We start from the raw sequence: 15,089 nt of genomic DNA, 5'->3' as shown, positions 1-15,089 counted from the left end.
GACAAAACCAGTCGTGACATCAGGATCGGCTGCCTAAGACAGCCGTCGTTGTTTACGTAAGTTTAACCGACTCTCGCGCAAGCCCGGCACCATCCAGGCATGATTGTCTGCGCCGATAGCAAGGGAGCGGAAATGCTGCTGGGACAATCGATCTTCCAGTCGGTGCTGACACGGCTGAAGCGCGAGCGCGACGACGACCAACCGACAGAGGCGGCAGCGGATTTCCGCGTCCGCGGCCTTGGAACGGGTTTCGTCGTCTCGACGACCGACGAGGAACCAGAGACAGGTGCGACTGGCGACACCAACGCCTATTTCGCAGACCTCGCCGACATCTCGGAACTGGAACCAGGAGCCGGCACGCAGCAAGAGATGGAGGCGCAAGCTCCGCCTTCGCCAGGTGATTTCACATCCGAAACCCCGCAGCCGCAGCCGGTCGATCCGGTAGAACCGTCCATACCTGTACACCTGACCCGGTTGACGACGGATGAGATTGCCGGCGAACTTGCTATTGTCGACGTCGACACGGAAGCCACGCTTAACGACAAGCGAAGACGGTTTGCCAAGACCAACCATCCGGACGGCGTGGCCGAGCGGTTCCGTCCGGCGGCGACCACGCGGATGCAGATCGCCAACCTGCTGATCGACCAGGCGATCAGGGCGCGGGAAATCCACGCGCGGATGTTCGGCTGATTTTAAAGTTCAGGTCTTGTCGAACGTCCTGTCGGCAGGCTGTTCAGGCGCATTGCGCAGCTGCGCATCGTCGGCCAGCGCATCCTGGTCCTGTGCAGGGTCGGCCATCGTAACCGGTGCAGCCGGCCGCTTTTCGAGGAACAGCTTGTAGGCCGCATAAAGGCCGAGACCCCCGGAAATGACCGCCCAGGTGACCGAACCGGCATAAAGCTCGAACACAGCCCAGCCGAAGCAGATCGCCGGAATGAGGATCCGCCGCCAGAGCGGCCCATAAAACGGGTGGTTCGGATCGATCATGCGTGCCTGCTCCCCTCGCGGCCAGATACGGCCCTTCCCCGACGATATCCCTGTCCCCAGCGAAAATTGCAAGGGATCACTCCCACTTTCCCTCTCCCCGACGCAGCCCCGCGGGACGCCCACGGCCGCTATCTTGCCCACAGGCTGCGATTTCCCGATTTTGCCAATTGATGCCGCAAGCATCCTGGGTTAAGAACCGTCTCATCGGACGAAGCGAGTCATCGCTTTTCGGCATGCACCCGTAGCTCAGCTGGATAGAGTGTTGGATTCCGATTCCAAAGGTCACAGGTTCGAATCCTGTCGGGTGCGCCATTTTCTCTTTGAGTTCCTCCACATGAGAAGCAATCGGTCACCACCAGCCTATGGTGAAAATCTCGTTTTGCTTTACAACCATTAACTTGACGTTAGTCAAGTTTGCGGCACATAGATACCTGAAGTGCTCGATCTAAGATTGTAATAACGACACTCGAGCAGCCCTAGCCTCTCCGGCATAGGGACGGTCTTGCCATGATGGCAGGCACCCTGAGGGGGTTAACCGTAAACGTGATCCGATCATTGCTAGTCTTTCATCGATCTGCGGCGCAGTTCGAAGCGCTAGCCCATGCTTGTGGGGCTCTACGTGACCAGTATTTTGACCAACATCGCTGCAACAAATGCGCTTCAGACCTTGCGCACACTAAATTCGAACATGGAGCGCACGCAGCAGCAAGTCAGTTCGGGCCTAAGGGTTCAGACCGCCGCCGACAATGTCGCGTACTGGTCGATTTCGACGACGATGCGATCCGACACCGACGCCATAGCAGCCGCCAGCGATGCGCTCGGGCTCGGCACCGCCAAGGTGGACACTGCCTATCAGGGCATGGAGGCTGTGATCGATGTTCTGGATGAGTTCAAAGCCAAACTCGTCACCGCAAAAGAGACCAGCGTCGACAGGGGGCAGATCCAGCTTGAATTGGACAAGTTGAAAGAGCAGGTCGTCTCCATCGCCAACGGCGCGAGTTTCAGCGGAGAAAACTGGCTGAACACCGACATTGCCGACATCTATGACAACACGATCAACAAGTCGTCCGTGGTGTCAGGCTTCACCCGGACTGCATCCGGGGTATCAGTTCAGAAAATGGAATCTGATCTCTCATCGATTTCTCTGTTCAACACCACCGGTGGCGGCCTGCTTCAAGCCGATGCGCGCGATGCCTATACGGTCGGCGGAATCCGCTATCCGACCTCCTATTTCAGCTACTCCGACGCGACGGTATACTATACCGATGACGGGTCTATGGATTGGATGAACCCGAGACGATCCACTGGCAGTGCCGGCCTCTTCGCTCTGAACGATTTCCCGGATGAAGCGCCTCTCGATTTCAACACGGCCGGTTCGAACATCAGCTTCACACTCCTGCTTGACAAGGAAGTGGAGGACCCAAGCCAGCTTCCCGGGCCCTACTTTGGAGGAGTGAGCACTACGATCACAATCACCAAGGCTGACGTGGACGCCTATGATGCCAGTCTTGGTGGAGTCATATCGACCAACACGCAGTTCGCAGGCGTCCTCAACAGGCAGTTAAATCCACTCGGCGCCTTGGTTTCAGCCGACTCCTTCATGTACGATCCCCCGGATTCAAAAAATCGCGTCCACGATCCCAAGAAAATGAGCATCATGACGCTCCAGAAAAATGGTGACGGATCCTATGTCGGCATCTCGAACCTGAGTAGCACTGGCGTCAGCAACGGTGGTTTGAAAGAGAATTCTGCCTATGGCTTACGTGGGTCGAGCTTAAGCCTCGAGTTCCGAGACTTCACTCTATACAATGACGGCGAGAACGAAGACGGTATCGAGATCAACTTCAATTTCGCGGTCAATGGTGCGTCCCAGAAATCCTATTCCTTTGATCGCACCTATGTGAATACGCTGCTGAACAAGACCGACGGTACGGTCGCGACCGCAGAGGAGATGGAAACTCTGCTGCACTCGCTGCTCGACGCCGATTGGCCAAACCTAGTCATCGAGGCGACGGATGCCACCCACGTCACCATCAAGTCAGATCCCGCAGTCGATCGGAAATGGGGAAGCGGAACAAGCATAACGTTCAGCCAAATCCGCGTCAGCAACGAGCCTCGTCCGGCGCTCGACTTTCTCGACATCGACATCGAAGAGAACCCCGACAATATCGACAATTATCTGAGCTACATCGAAACCGCGAAATCGAGGGTCGTCGACGGCGCCGCGTTCCTTGGTTCGCTCCAGCAGCGTCTCGACATGCAGACAAGCTTCAACTCAACCCTCATGGACAATATCGAAAGCGGTGTAAGCCGCCTTGTCGACACGGACATGGAGGAAGCCTCCGCCAGGCTGTCCGCAATCCAGACGCAGCAGCAACTTGCCGTTCAGGCGTTGCAGATCGCCAATAGCAGCAGCGAGACGATTATGCAGCTCTTCAACTCCTGAACGCACCTGGAGCGCTGGCCGAAGTTCTTTCACGGATCCAGCCCTCCTTTCATTCTCTGGTCGACATCGTCATGACCAGGCGTTCGGTGGTTCACCGCGCTTCCGCTGTGGCGCGTATCGAGACCACCCTGCCCGGCACCATTGCCACCATCTGGCCGCTCACGGCACCGGACGCCCTCTCGCCGTACGAGGCGATGCCTCAGGCTCCACATCCACCAGCATGTCGTCACACTCGAGACAGGTCATGCAGATCCCGCAGCAATCCTGATCGAACTCCTCAGCGGATCTTGGTTGTCGACAGCAGTCGCAAATGGGCGAGCCCGGGCCGGCGACCCGGGTGGGAGACAGAATTTCCATGACGTTGCCATCGCGTGCGTGCGCAGAGGTATCTGCCATCGCAACCTCCCTATTTCAGTTGATGATCATAAGATGGGAGCGACTAGCTCAAGAATCCAGAGAGGGCGTACAGACAGGAAGCACCTGAACCATCACGCGTTTGTTGCGTTCCTTCGGTAGATCTGGAGATGACCGCATGAAACGAACACTCATCGCCTTCGCCCTCTCGCTCGCAACCTCGCAGGTGTTTGCCATGGACAGCCTTTCACACCTCGAATGGAAAAAGCGTGTCCTCATCCTTTTTGGTGACAAGGGCGATGCATCGATTGCCCGACAGGTCGGCATCCTGACATCGCAAAAGGCGGAATTGGCGGAGCGCGACATGGTTGTGCTGCAGGTTTCCGGAGATGTCGTGGAAACGATCTATGGTGACGCCGACCGGATCGACGCGCGCAGGCTGCGCGCGGAGGCAAATATTGCGGACGGTGCGTTTCATGTCGTCCTTGTCGGCAAGGATGGCGGCGTGAAGCTGAAAAGCGATACGGTCGTCAGCGACGTCGAGATGTTCGACCTGATCGATCGCATGCCGATGCGCCGCGGCGGAAAAGGCTGAATGACCTCAGACGACATTGGGATATCCGTGGCATGCAACGACTCCGATTCGTTCAACTTTTCGCGACCATTTCGGAAAACGCGGGCATATTCCCGATCGACATTTGCGTTGCGACGCGTTCACCCTACCTTAGGCGCCTAGGCCATGAATTGAAGGAGACGATGAAAGATGAGCGCCGAATTCGGTCCGTACGTGCAGATGGGTAAGCTTGCTCAGGTGATGGCCCACCAGTACCAGAAGGACACCAACCTCGCTTTGGCGCCCCTGCTGTCGCATTACATGGACGAGGTCGAGGTCAACGTGGCGGCCGACAGTTTCAACCACTCCGGTTTCATGAACAATATCCGCGGCCCCCTCAAGGTCACGGCTGACGCAACGACGGACGAGCGGCGCAAGGCGTTCCTGCAAGCCGTCGTGGATGCGCTTCAGGAGCGCATGCAGCGCGTATAGGCCCTGCCGCAGCAGGATTATTCCAAGACTGAACTGATGAGATCTGATGCAACTCGCCTTTTTGCGCACGTGCCGGCGTTGCGCTGTGCACGGCGCGGATGGTCGTGGAAGACGGAGGGGTTGCCATCAGAATACGGTCTCGGCACAGCTGTTAGGCGGACGATCGGCCTTAACAACCGCCCTGATCACCGCGTCAGTTCACGAATCGACATACTTGGACACGCAAAATGAGTTCCCATTTCGCGTTTTTATGGTGCACTAGGTCTCAAAGATATTCGAGGGATCGATTCCGGTCCTTTTTGAGAGAGTTTGCGCCATGGAAAATCCGATCCCCCTGAAACGCATTTCCCAAAATGTCGTCTTTCGCAAAGGTGACGTGTTTATTCTGTTCGGCGAGCTGTTCGGGCGCGGTTACGCGACCGGGCTGATCGAAGAGGCCAAGCGTGCGGGCATGAAGATCGTCGGCATCACCGTCGGGCGCCGCGACGAGAACAACGCGCTGCGTCCGCTGACTGATGACGAACTGCAGGCTGCGGAAGCGCAGCTCGGCGGCAAGATCATCAACGTTCCGCTGATGGCGGGCTTTGATCTCGACTCACCGGCCGGCACGCCGACCCCGACCGATCTTCTGGCCGACATGACGCTCGAAAGCTGGCAGACCGACAAACTGGACTGGGATCACATCGAAGCATGCCGCACAGTCGGCGTGGAGCGCTTCCGGAATTCGCTGACGAAAGTCATGGCGATCCTCGAAGACATGATCCCGGCCGGCAAGAATGTCTTCTTTGCTCATACGATGGCGGGTGGCATCCCCAAGGCGAAGGCGTTTCTCGTCATCGCCAACCGCATCTACAAGGGCCGCGGCGCCCGCCACATGTCCTCGCAGACACTGCTCGACAGCGACATGGGCAAGCTGATCCTTGCAAACTTCGACGAGGTTTCCGCCAATACCTATCACCACCTGATCGAACTCAGCACCGCCATCCGCACGCGGATCGAAGCAGCGGGCAACCAGGTGCGCTACACGGCCTATGGATATCACGGCACCGGCATCCTGATCGGTGACGAATATCGCTGGCAGACTTACACCAACTACACGCAGGGCTATGCCAAGATGCGCCTTGAGGATGTAGCGCGCAAGGCTTGGGCCGATGGCATCAAGGCGACCGTCTACAACTGCCCGGAAATCCGGACCAACTCTTCCGACGTGTTTGCCGGTATCGAACTGCCGCTCATCCCTCTCCTTCTCGCATTGAAGAAGGAAGGCGGCGGCGCCTGGGCTGAAGAACTGTGGCAGGCCTGCCAGGAGCGCCTGGCAGACGGCTACACGGTTGAAGACACGCTGCAGAAGATCATCGATCTTCAGGCAGACGAAGTCATGCAGCCCTTCTACGATTTCAAGCGTTGGCCGATGCCAAACAGCCAGGGCCAGTCCGATCTCACCATCGGCACCTCGGCCGAGATCACGCAGATGCACAAGGACAGCAAGGTTCTGATCAGCGATCTGCTGAGCACGCTGGTCGTTGAGGCAACCGGACAGCTGATCTTTGCGGAAACCTCGAACCCGACCGGTCCTGTCGTGTGGCTCAACCACGACATCGTCGCCCGCAAGCTCAATTCGACCCATGAGTCGAATGCGGATGCAGGCGTGACCGAAAAGGTCAGAATGCTCGCCTGAAAAAGGCCGCTGCACTCCATCGTGCCCGCCGACCCCGCGTCGGCGGCACCATCGATGCAGAGATACTCCCTGACAGTCGCCCGGCATCGCTCTGCGCCTCAGGCCCTAGTCCGGGTCTTGCCCTGACGGTTGCTCCGGCCTACCAAGCCTTGAACGATCAACCACCCTTGATCCGTCTAAGACGCCGGATGGGTGAGGCATGGAAACCGTGATGGCAGACGAGGACCGGCAGACCACATCCGGCGAAACGATTACTCTTTACGAGGCGATCGGGGGTGATGCGACGGTTCGGGCCCTCGCGGCGCGCTTCTACACCCTGATGGATACGCTGCCGGAAGCTGCCCGCTGCCGGGCCGTTCATCCGCAAAGTCTGACGGGAAGTGAAGCGAAGTTCTATGACTATCTGACCGGCTATCTCGGCGGCCCGCCCGTCTATGTGGAAAAACACGGGCACCCTCGCCTTCGCTCGCGCCATTTCGGGGCTGAGATCGGACCGGTGGAGCGCGACGAATGGTTGCTGTGCTTCCGCCGCGCCATGGACGAGACGATCGCAAGCCCGGCCCTGCGCGACATCATCTGGCCGCCGATCGAGCGGCTGGCTCATCACATGCAAAACAGGGAATAGAGCCTTGGCGAGACTCGATAAACTGCGGCCGTTCATTCTCTTTGCGAGCGGTCTGATGGGCGCCTGCGGCGTAGGCCTTGCGGCTGCCGCAAGTCATGGCGGCGATACGCTTTTGCTCGGGTCTGCCTCGATGATGTGCCTGGCGCACGCGCCGGTGCTGCTCGCTCTTTATCTCGGACATCAGCAGATCCGCACAGCGACGCTGGCCGGTCTCATTCTGGGCCTTGGGACGATCGTGTTTGCGGGTGATCTGGTGGCGCGTCATTATCTCGGAAGCCGACTGTTTCCGTTTGCCGCGCCACTCGGCGGCAATCTTATGATTCTCGGCTGGCTCGCAATCGCGATCGGAGCGTTTTTGCGCGCCGAGGACCGGCGCTAGAACGTCCGGGTTTGGCTCGAAGGTATCGATCTCGGCAAAGCCGTATCCTGCGAGCGGTCCATCGCGAGCCGGTAAAGCTCGGTCACCATGCCGTCGCCGCTCTGTTCGGCGAGCTTGTGCAGGACCGCCATCGCGTCGAGATCGCGCCCCTCGCGATCGAGAATAGGCTGATCAGGATAACCTGTTTTCATCATTGCGATCCTTGATGGTCTGCAGCGCCCGCTCAAGGCTTGACTTCGACCCGTTGCGCAAGGGGATGAAGGTGACGCCGAACTTCTTGCATCCGGTCTTTACCCGCAGACACGCATCGTGGCTGATACAGTCGATCGGGCAGAACACGCAGTCAACCGAGGGAAGCACCGTATCGATGCGGGAAACCGCCTCGCGCAACCCACCGTCGTGATGGATCAGTTCCGCGCCGTGGCGGGTGGCGATGGCGCGCAGATGGGCCACCTGGCAGTCCCGACCGCCGACATAGAGAAAGCTGCGGATGTCGACCACTTCCCCGCCGATCCCGGAGGCGCCATTGGCAGCGCTGCGGTTCGAGGATGCCGCAGCATCGGATGCGGCATTGCCGCCACTCGTGTTTTTCCGCTTCTGTTTCTTCGCCATGATGCTCTCCGTTTTGGGCCGGAATAATTCGGGGCAAACCCCGTCGTTGGCGCACCATATGAAACTTGAATTTGAGAGTAAAGATTAAAGTCGACTCGTTCACTCATATTAATATGGGGACGCAGCCCGCGTCGTTTTCGACCGACACGCGCGCCGAATGGCAGTTTTTCTGCTCACTTAGCGTATGTTAGCGGACCGTGGTTTTTAGGGCATCGATAGGAAAGGCCGACGTGGGCTTACAGCTCAATCAACGAAGCCTCGGGATTCACAGCAGTTTTAGCGTACCCTATACTGAGCATTTGCTCAAAACCGAGAATAAATTCAAACCCTAGCGTGTACTGTCAGTTTTCGCCCAAGTCCGGACAAATATTCGCCCGCTATTTTAACCAGCGATTAGCGCAATTACGGCAATAGGTTAGGTGGGCGTCCTCGCGCATGCCGAGAATTGGCGGGTTGGGATGTATTGTTGGGCAAGTTGAAGTGGTGTGCACTATGGCAATTCGGGATATGGCTATTTCGAAGAAACTCGGCCTCGTTACCGTCGTAATGGGCCTTTCTTCTCTTATTATTGCAGGCGTTGCGGGAAGCGGGCTCTATGGCCTGCAAAAGGCAATCATTTCAGTCGGCGCGCGTGAAGAAGTCGCTCGTGAAGCGATGGATCTGCGGGTCGACATTATCGCAATTAGCCGCATGACCTATCAGCTGGCCGCGGCGCCGGACAAAGCCAAGGATTTCCGCATCGACGCCGAAAAGCGCGCCGGCGAAATGCTGGCCCGCCTGCCGAAGATCGAAGCAACCGCAGACGCTGCGGAACAGGATCAGCTGAAGACGGTGAGAGCCGCCCTCGACAGCTATTTCGTCTCGATCCGCAGCATGGTGGACACCGCCGAAAAGAATGCAGCCGACACCGCCGCCATCTCGGCTGCGCTGAAAAAGGCGCTGGATGGCCAGAAGGTCGTCACCGACTCCGTCAAGGTCTACAGCACCTATTCCGGCAAGGAACTGGCTGTGGCCCGCGAAGAAGCCGTTGCGTCCTCGACCACCGCCATGCTGGTTTCGGCGCTGTCGGCCCTCGCCTTCATCATCATCGGCGCCACGATCAGCACGATCGTCGCACGCCGTGGCATCGTTCGCCCCATCCGCGAGCTGACCGAAGCCATGACCCGCCTTGCCAAGGGCGATATGAACATCGATGGCGTCGACGCAAGCCGCGGCGACGAAATCGGCGCGATGGCCCGCGCCGTCGAGGTATTCCATACCAACGCTGTCGCCATGACCGACCTCAAGGCACAGGAAGCAGCCCTTCACGAGCGTTCCAGCGACCTGCAGACGTCGATTTCGAAAGTTGTCGCATCTGCTGTCGCCGGCGATTTTTCCGGCCGCATCCGCAAGGACTACCAGAACGAAGACCTCAACCGCTTTGCATCGGGCGTCAACCAGCTGGTGGAAAGCGTCGACAATGCCGTCACGGAAGTTCGCCGCGTCATCGGAGCGCTTGCCGATGCCGACCTGACCCAGAGCATGAACGGCCAGTTCCAGGGTGCATTTGCCGAGCTTCAGACCAACGTCAACTCGACGATGGACCGGCTGAGCGCCACCATGAGCAACGTGCGCGGCGCAGCCGGCACGATCAATGACAACTCTGCCGAACTGTCTTCGGCGGCAAACGACCTTTCCAAGCGGACCGAACAGCAGGCTGCAGCGCTTGAAGAAACGGCAGCCGCCCTCGACGAGATCACCACGACGGTGCGTGCCGCCTCTGCCCGCGCCACCGAAGCCCGCGACATGGTCTATGAGACCAAGCAGAGTGCGGCAAAGTCGGGCGAAATCGTTCGCAGCGCCGTCACCGCCATGAGCCGCATTGAAGACAGCTCGACGAAGATCAGCCAGATCATCGGCGTCATCGACGAGATTGCCTTCCAGACCAACCTGTTGGCGCTGAACGCCGGCGTCGAAGCCGCCCGTGCTGGCGAAGCCGGTCGCGGCTTTGCCGTCGTCGCTCAGGAAGTGCGTGAGCTCGCCCAGCGCTCCGCCAATGCGGCAAAGGAAATCAAGACGCTAATCAGCGCCTCGGCTTCCGAAGTCGCAGGCGGCGTTTCGCTGGTGCGCTCGACAGGCACCGCGCTTGTCGAGATCGAAAGCCTGGTCAACAAGGTCAACGAACATGTGGAATCCATCGCCACGGCTGCCCGCGAGCAGTCGACGGCGCTGGCCGAGATCAACTCCTCGGTCAACCACATGGACCAGATGACCCAGAAAAACGCGGCGATGGTGGAAGAAACGACGGCAGCGAGCGAGACGCTTGCAGCCGAAAGCCGCCAGCTTCAGGCGCTTCTTTCCAACTTCAAGCTGGAAGGCGGCAGTGAGCTCGGCGGCATGGCACGCCGGATGCGCGCGGCCTGATAAAAGCCTGGACAGTCAGACAGTGAAATCCCGGGGGCAGCGATGCTCTCGGGATTTTTCAATTCGGATCGGCCATCCGGCGATGGCCCGCAACGCTCAGCAGGGTTTCGGTCCCTGTTCCGGCTTGGTGTCGACCAGCGCACTGCTCACTGCTTCTTCATGATACCAGCAGTGGTCCTGCACCGCGACCGGGTAGGTCCCGACCGGCACCGTGGCGCCGTTCTCAAGACGGATCCGTGGCGTCAATGGAAATTGCAGGATCTGCGCTGTCTCACGATGGATGCCAATAACCATCCTATCGCCTCCTCCTCAATGCGCACTCAAACGCATACCAACCAGAGATATGCACATTTTTTGTGCTTTCTGCACTATTTTACATCATTTGCCTGTTCGGCGCTAGGCACGAATGAAAGCAAACGAGCTCAGGGCGATATAGTTTCGTCGGCGGAACTCAGACGCGAAGCAGAATTCCTAGTTTCAAGACCCCCGGTGGGTGCGCGAAAAATCGATTGATTTTCAAACGGGCTGGGATGATGGCGTTACAGTCGTCACCCGCAGACATGTAAGCCCGGCCAATCATACGACTTTTTTATCGGGATTTTCAGGCGACGACAAAAACTGGCACGGTATGTGCGTCCTATGTCTCATGCCCGGGATGCAGCGCTTTCGCGTCGCAGTCTCTGGATGGCTCAACCATGAACACCACGGCCTGAGAGATAAAATATGACCAAGTTTAAGCTCGAGTACATCTGGCTCGACGGTTACACCCCCGTCCCGAACCTGCGTGGCAAGACGCAGATCAAGGAATTCGACACCTTCCCGACGCTGGAACAGCTGCCGCTGTGGGGCTTCGACGGTTCGTCGACCAATCAGGCCGAAGGCCGTTCGTCCGACTGCGTGCTGAAGCCGGTCGCCATCTATCCGGATCCGGCCCGCACCAACGGTGCGCTGGTCATGTGCGAAGTGATGATGCCCGATGGCGTTACCCCGCACGCGTCCAACAGCCGCGCAACCATCCTCGACGACGAAGATGCATGGTTCGGTTTCGAACAGGAATACTTCTTCTACGAAGACGGCCGTCCGCTCGGCTTCCCGGAAAGCGGCTACCCCGCTCCGCAGGGTCCGTACTACACGGGCGTCGGCTACAAGAACGTCGGTTCGGTTGCCCGCGAAATCGTTGAAGAGCATCTCGACCAGTGCCTCGCAGCCGGCATCAACCACGAAGGCATCAATGCCGAAGTGGCCAAGGGCCAGTGGGAATTCCAGATTTTCGGCAAGGGCTCCAAGCGCGCCGCCGACCAGATCTGGATGGCCCGCTACCTGCTTCTGCGTCTGACGGAACAGTACGGCATCGACATCGAGTTCCATTGCAAGCCGCTCGGAGATACCGACTGGAACGGCTCCGGCATGCACTGCAACTTCTCGACCAAGTACATGCGCGAAGTGGGCGGCAAGGAGTATTTCGAGGCGCTGATGGCGCAGTTCGACAAGAACCTGCAGGACCATATCGACGTGTATGGCCCGGACAACCATCTGCGTCTGACCGGCAAGCACGAAACCGCTCCGTGGAACAAGTTCTCCTACGGCGTTGCCGACCGTGGCGCCTCGATCCGCGTGCCGCACTCCTTCGTCAACAACGGCTACAAGGGCTACCTCGAAGACCGCCGTCCGAACAGCCAGGGCGACCCCTACGCGATCGCCTCGCAGGTTCTGAAGACGATCTCGGAAGTGCCGCTCGCGAAGTCGGCTGCCGCCTAAGACAAAGCGTCCTCCCAAGGACAACGAAGACGCCGGCCTCGCGCCGGCGTGTTTTTGTTTCGGGGGTCCTGCACGTGAGGCTTTCCCGGCACGCTCACCTGGATCGGTACCTCTCCGCCCTCAAGGCTCAGGGCTCACCCCTCTCCGCACACTGAACCCTCTCCACACCCTAATCCCTGTGACGAGCACAGGAATGAGGGAGTGTGGGAGGGCCGCTCGCGACGACGAGCTGCCGCTTGTGACGCCAAGTCGGCTGTCGCTTAGGACGCTGGAGCCATTGCCGCTTGAGGCGCAAAAGCTCTCTCCACCCTCATCCCTGTGCTCGTCACAGGGATCCAGCAGCGTCGCGTCTGCGGCGCGGGAAGGCTCTCCTTAGCCCAAGGACTTGGGCAGCCTGGATTCCTGTGACAGTCACAGGAATGAGGGAGTGTGTGAGGGACGCCTCGCCAAGACGGCTGCCGCCGGAGATGCAACATCGGCCGCCGCCTGTGACGCAAAGTCCTCCGGGAAGCCCTAGGGCTTCAGCCCTTCGAGAAACAGCCCCTCCAGAAACCTTGCCGCGTCCTCGAAACGGTCCTCGCCGTCCTGGTCGTGGCCGAGGACGGCGCGGACCTGGACGTCGAAATCGGCGTAATGTTGCGTGGTGGACCAGATCGAGAAGATCAGGTGGTAGGGATCGCAGGTGCGGATCTTGCCGGCTTTCGACCAGGCGCGGATGACGTCGGCCTTTTCATCGACCAGGTCTTTGAGCGGCCCTTTCAGCTCGTCCTCGATATGCGGGGCGCCCTGCAGGATCTCGTTGGCGAAAAGCCGGCTCTCGCGGGGGAAATCCCGCGCCATTTCGAGCTTGCGGCGGATGTAGGAGCGGATTTCCGAAGCCGGATTGCCTGTAGCGTCGAAAGCGCGCAGCGGCTCCAGCCAGGTGGAGAGAACCCGGTCGATCAGCTGGCGATGGATCGCCTCCTTGGTGCGGAAATAATAGAGCAGGTTCGGCTTCGACATGCCGGCCGCCTCGGCGATCTGGTCGATCGTCGTGCCGCGGAAACCGCTGACCGAAAACACCTCAAGAGCGGCCTCGAGAATGACCTCTTCCTTCTCCTCCTGGATGCGGGTGCGCCGCTGCGTTTTAGCCGCTCGTGGAATGGCCATCCGTATCCTGCCTTGCAGTCCCAAACGCTGATCCAGATTCGTATCACGAGGCCCATTTTCAGGGCATGTGGCGCGAAAATAGGCGAGTATTTTTCGTGATTTACGGCTTGAGTGGCGGTCGGGACATTGTATGTTTTACCAGTCGGTCAAATTATCGATCACAGACAAAACAAACGCAATGCCGATATTTCAGATCGTGCAAACGTCGGTCTGGAACGCGGCTCAAGCAGGCATAACGGGTGAGGACAGGATGATGGCGGCAGCACCGGGCGAGAACATGCGTGTGAACGGCGACCGGCTGTGGGACATGCTGGAGGAGATGGCAAAGATCGGCCCCGGTATTGCCGGCGGCAACAACCGCCAGACCCTGACCGACGAGGACGGCGAAGGGCGCCACCTGTTCAAGCGCTGGTGCGAAGACGCCGGCATGAGCGTCGGCACCGACAAGATGGGCACGATGTTTGCGACCCGCGCCGGAACCGATCCGGATGCGCTGCCGGTCTATATCGGCTCCCACCTCGATACCCAGCCGACCGGCGGCAAATATGACGGTGTGCTCGGCGTGCTGGCGGGGCTCGAAGTCGTGCGCTCGATGAACGATCTCGGGGTGAAGACGAAGCATCCTGTCGTCGTCACCAACTGGGCGAACGAGGAAGGTGCGCGGTTTGCGCCGGCCATGCTCGCCTCCGGTGTGTTTGCCGGTGTTCATTCGCTCGACTACGCCTATAGCCGCAAGGATCCGGACGGCAAGACCTATGGCGACGAGCTGAAGCGGATCGGATGGCTGGGCGACGAAGAGGTCGGCGCCCGCAAGATGCATGCCTATTTCGAATATCATATCGAGCAGGGCCCTATCCTCGAAGCCGAGCAAAAGCAGATCGGCGTCGTCACCCATTGCCAGGGCCTGTGGTGGCTGGAATTCACGCTGACGGGAAAGGAAGCGCATACCGGCTCCACCCCAATGGACCGGCGCGTCAATGCGGGGCTCGCTTTCGGCCGCATTCTGGAACTGGTGCAGGACGTGGCGATGGCGGAGCAGCCGGGCGCTGTCGCCGGCGTCGGCCAGGCGTTCTTCTCGCCCAATTCCCGCAACGTGCTGCCCGGCAAGGTCGTCTTTACCGTCGACATGCGCACGCCGACGCAGGAAAAGCTCGACCGCATGCGGGAAAAGATCGAGGCGGGCGCAATCGAGATCTGCGAAGCGCTCGGCGTCGGCTGCGCGGTGGAAGCCGTCGGTCATTTCGATCCGGTCACCTTCGATCCGGTTCTGGTCGGCCGGGTGCGCAATGCCGCGGTCAAGCTCGGCTACAGCCACCTGGACATCATCTCCGGCGCCGGCCACGATGCCTGTTGGGCGGCAAGACTGGCACCCTCGACGATGATCTTCTGCCCCTGCGTCGACGGCGTCTCGCACAACGAGGCCGAAGAGATTTCCAAGGACTGGGCGACAGCCGGCTGCGACGTGCTGCTGCATGCGGTGCTGGAAACGGCGGAGATTGTGGCATGAGCCGATCCGAGCTACACTCGAAGCCGGCAGCAAAAGCGGAGCCGGCCGCATGTCAACAGCACCGGAAATTCTTGTTTTCAAGCATCGCCGCGCCGTCAGCGCGACGGGCAAACGCGCGTGCGACGAGGTTCGAGCCATCGCATTGA

14 protein-coding genes, 1 tRNA gene and 2 pseudogenes are annotated in these 15,089 nt (G+C 59.4%); 12 read left to right on the top strand and 5 right to left on the bottom strand.

The window, feature by feature from the left end:
* The first annotated feature begins 132 nt into the window (after window positions 1-132).
* A complete protein-coding gene (locus tag IFT59_RS04440) occupies window positions 133-690 on the top strand; it encodes a hypothetical protein (RefSeq protein ID WP_192086183.1) in 558 nt (185 codons plus the stop codon).
* A gap of 9 nt (window positions 691-699) precedes the next feature.
* Here the strand turns inward: IFT59_RS04440 and IFT59_RS04435 are convergent, their stop codons facing one another.
* Window positions 700-987, bottom strand: coding sequence for a hypothetical protein (locus IFT59_RS04435; protein WP_062455412.1), 288 nt, complete (start codon window positions 985-987; stop codon window positions 700-702).
* Between the two features lie 235 nt (window positions 988-1,222).
* Between IFT59_RS04435 and IFT59_RS04430 the strand changes: the two genes are divergently transcribed.
* From IFT59_RS04430 to IFT59_RS04400, 8 genes and pseudogenes are all read left to right on the top strand, one after another.
* Window positions 1,223-1,299 (top strand) — tRNA-Arg (locus IFT59_RS04430).
* Window positions 1,300-1,606: 307 nt separating this feature from the next.
* Window positions 1,607-2,149: pseudogene (locus IFT59_RS23415) on the top strand (flagellin N-terminal helical domain-containing protein); the annotation flags it as partial.
* Between the two features lie 114 nt (window positions 2,150-2,263).
* The gene (locus IFT59_RS23410; RefSeq protein ID WP_446737827.1) at window positions 2,264-3,433 is read left to right on the top strand and encodes a flagellin; all 1,170 of its coding nucleotides are present in this window, start codon (window positions 2,264-2,266) and stop codon (window positions 3,431-3,433) included.
* A gap of 532 nt (window positions 3,434-3,965) precedes the next feature.
* Window positions 3,966-4,382, top strand: a complete 417-nt coding sequence (locus tag IFT59_RS04420) for a DUF4174 domain-containing protein (RefSeq protein ID WP_062455298.1) — start codon at window positions 3,966-3,968, stop codon at window positions 4,380-4,382.
* Window positions 4,383-4,550: 168 nt separating this feature from the next.
* Window positions 4,551-4,832, top strand: coding sequence for a hypothetical protein (locus tag IFT59_RS04415; RefSeq protein ID WP_062455296.1), 282 nt, complete (start codon window positions 4,551-4,553; stop codon window positions 4,830-4,832).
* A 316-nt stretch (window positions 4,833-5,148) separates the two neighbouring features.
* Window positions 5,149-6,510 carry an enoyl ACP reductase FabMG family protein gene (locus tag IFT59_RS04410; protein WP_192086181.1) on the top strand — a complete coding sequence of 454 codons (1,362 nt, stop codon included), beginning with the start codon at window positions 5,149-5,151 and terminating at the stop codon, window positions 6,508-6,510.
* Window positions 6,511-6,709: 199 nt separating this feature from the next.
* A complete protein-coding gene (locus IFT59_RS04405; protein ID WP_244476126.1) occupies window positions 6,710-7,135 on the top strand; it encodes a group II truncated hemoglobin in 426 nt (141 codons plus the stop codon).
* Window positions 7,136-7,190: 55 nt separating this feature from the next.
* On the top strand, window positions 7,191-7,514 hold the full coding sequence (locus IFT59_RS04400) for a DUF423 domain-containing protein (protein WP_082476311.1): 324 nt from the start codon (window positions 7,191-7,193) through the stop codon (window positions 7,512-7,514).
* Here the strand turns inward: IFT59_RS04400 and IFT59_RS04395 are convergent.
* Together IFT59_RS04395 and IFT59_RS04390 are read right to left on the bottom strand one after the other, a co-directional pair.
* Window positions 7,511-7,705 (bottom strand): hypothetical protein, encoded by a 195-nt coding sequence (locus IFT59_RS04395; protein WP_062455292.1) that lies wholly within the window; start codon window positions 7,703-7,705, stop codon window positions 7,511-7,513. The two genes, IFT59_RS04400 and IFT59_RS04395, sit on opposite strands and share 4 nt — an antisense overlap.
* A pseudogene (locus IFT59_RS04390) lies at window positions 7,686-8,009 on the bottom strand (DUF2325 domain-containing protein); the annotation flags it as partial. The gene IFT59_RS04395 and the pseudogene IFT59_RS04390, both read right to left, overlap by 20 nt.
* A gap of 624 nt (window positions 8,010-8,633) precedes the next feature.
* Here IFT59_RS04390 and IFT59_RS04385 point away from each other — a divergent pair.
* Entirely contained in the window at window positions 8,634-10,529 is a 1,896-nt protein-coding gene (locus IFT59_RS04385; protein ID WP_249407483.1) for a methyl-accepting chemotaxis protein, read from the top strand.
* Between the two features lie 96 nt (window positions 10,530-10,625).
* On the opposite strand, the gene IFT59_RS04380 is transcribed toward IFT59_RS04385, so the two are convergent.
* Complete coding sequence (locus tag IFT59_RS04380) at window positions 10,626-10,823, bottom strand: DUF2735 domain-containing protein (RefSeq protein ID WP_062455286.1); 198 nt, start codon at window positions 10,821-10,823, stop codon at window positions 10,626-10,628.
* A 429-nt stretch (window positions 10,824-11,252) separates the two neighbouring features.
* On the opposite strand from IFT59_RS04380, the gene IFT59_RS04375 reads away from it, so the two are divergent.
* Window positions 11,253-12,287: a glutamine synthetase beta-grasp domain-containing protein gene (locus tag IFT59_RS04375; RefSeq protein WP_062455284.1), complete on the top strand. Its 1,035-nt coding sequence runs from the start codon at window positions 11,253-11,255 to the stop codon at window positions 12,285-12,287.
* A 513-nt stretch (window positions 12,288-12,800) separates the two neighbouring features.
* On the opposite strand, the gene IFT59_RS04370 is transcribed toward IFT59_RS04375, so the two are convergent.
* Window positions 12,801-13,436: a TetR family transcriptional regulator C-terminal domain-containing protein gene (locus IFT59_RS04370; protein ID WP_192086179.1), complete on the bottom strand. Its 636-nt coding sequence runs from the start codon at window positions 13,434-13,436 to the stop codon at window positions 12,801-12,803.
* A 253-nt stretch (window positions 13,437-13,689) separates the two neighbouring features.
* Between IFT59_RS04370 and IFT59_RS04365 the strand changes: the two genes are divergently transcribed.
* A complete protein-coding gene (locus tag IFT59_RS04365; RefSeq protein ID WP_192086178.1) occupies window positions 13,690-14,943 on the top strand; it encodes a Zn-dependent hydrolase in 1,254 nt (417 codons plus the stop codon).
* Window positions 14,944-15,089: the final 146 nt, after the last annotated feature.

Source organism: Rhizobium sp. CFBP 8752, assembly GCF_014842035.1.
GTDB lineage: Bacteria > Pseudomonadota > Alphaproteobacteria > Rhizobiales > Rhizobiaceae > Neorhizobium > Neorhizobium soli.
Note: the sequence above shows the minus strand (reverse complement) of the source record. Positions and strands in the feature narration are given on the sequence as shown.